The organism is Kitasatospora sp. NPDC091257 (genome assembly GCF_044757675.1).
GTDB lineage: Bacteria > Actinomycetota > Actinomycetes > Streptomycetales > Streptomycetaceae > Kitasatospora > Kitasatospora lactacystinica.
In genome coordinates this window covers 1-1,284 of the sequence record NZ_JBIVVI010001761.1, presented here as the reverse complement: position 1 = coordinate 1,284, position 1,284 = coordinate 1, and the positions used below count along the sequence as shown (strand labels likewise).

The window sequence follows — 1,284 nt, the reverse complement described above, 5'->3', positions numbered from 1 at the left end:
GGCCGGAGGAGGGGTCCGCCGGTTCGTCGGTCGGCGTGGTGGTCATCGGCGGTCTCCTCGGCTGGCGTCCGCCCAAGGGTAGCCGTCGGTCCGGGGCCCGCGGCCAGGCGGCGGAGGGTGATCGCGGAAATATGTTGAGCTTAGCTCAGTATCTGGGTTAGCGTTGCCCCGAGTGAGGGGACCCTAAGTTCCCCTTCCCGACCTTGGAGGACCCATGCCCCGCTCCGAAGCCCGCGTCGCCACCGACCGCCCGGGCCGTTACGCCAAGCAGCTCACCGCCCACATGGGGCGCAAGATCGAGGCCGTCTACTCGGAGGAGACCGGCCGCGGCACGATGGTCTTCGGCGCCGGCACCGCCACCCTGGAGGCACAGCCCGACGCGCTGCTGCTCACCGTCGAGGGCGAGCGCGAGAACCTGCCCGGCCTGGAGGACGTCGTCGGCCGCCACCTGGTCCGCTTCGGCGCCCGCGACGAACTCGTCATCGCATGGCACCGGGACAACGGCGAGCCCGGCCTCGTTCACCGCAACGAAGAGGCCCCCGAAGCCTGACGACCCCCGGAACCCGGCCGGGGCAGCCACCGGGCGAACGCCCACAGCACCAGGACGGCCAGGCACCAGCTCGCCACCACGTCCAGCAGCCAGTGGAAATCGCTCCACACCAGCCCCGCGCCCACCCCGAGCGACAACAGCACCGCAGCCGCCGTCAACCCCCGGACGGCGCGCGGCCCCGCCACCCGGGCCAGCAACAGCGCCGCCACCCCGTACGAGACCGCCGCCGTCGCGGTGTGCCCGGACGGGTACCAGCCCCACTGGCCCGCCGCCAGCGGCTCCCCGAGCGGACCCGGCCGGGCGAAGGCCGACTTCGCCGGGACCACCAGCAACGGGATCAGCACCGCCGTCAGCGCCGCCACCGGCAGCGGCAGCCACCAGCGTCCGGCCCCGGCCCGGCGCCCGAGCCACGCGGCCAGAGCACCGGCCAGCAGCAGCACCGGGACCGCCGGAACGCTGCTGCCCAGGTCCGACAGGAGGAGACCGAGCCGGTCGAGCAAGGCGTTCGGGAAGTCCCGATGGGCCGAACGGACCGCCCGGCGGACCCAGCGGTCCACGCCGAGCAGCGGCCCCTCCGCCGCGACCTGCCAGGACACCACCACCAGCAGCACCGCGGCGACCACCGGCACCGCCACCGACCGCGCCACCCGGCCCGGAACGGCGGACAGCCGCCCCGGAGCAGGGGGGAGAGCTCCGGGGCGGCTCTGATGATCGCCGTTGCCCGCGCCCCCGGG

At 74.8% G+C, this 1,284-nt stretch carries 2 protein-coding genes; one reads left to right on the top strand and one right to left on the bottom strand.

Annotation, left to right across the window (positions count from 1 at the left end):
• Nucleotides 1-214: 214 nt before the first annotated feature.
• Nucleotides 215-550, top strand: coding sequence for a DUF2218 domain-containing protein (locus ACIQOV_RS41845; RefSeq protein ID WP_359909195.1), 336 nt, complete (start codon nucleotides 215-217; stop codon nucleotides 548-550).
• Here the strand turns inward: ACIQOV_RS41845 and ACIQOV_RS41840 are convergent.
• Nucleotides 520-1,284 (bottom strand): phosphatase PAP2 family protein (locus ACIQOV_RS41840; RefSeq protein ID WP_401056437.1); only part of this gene is annotated, 765 nt, incomplete at its 5' end. The genes ACIQOV_RS41845 and ACIQOV_RS41840 overlap by 31 nt on opposite strands.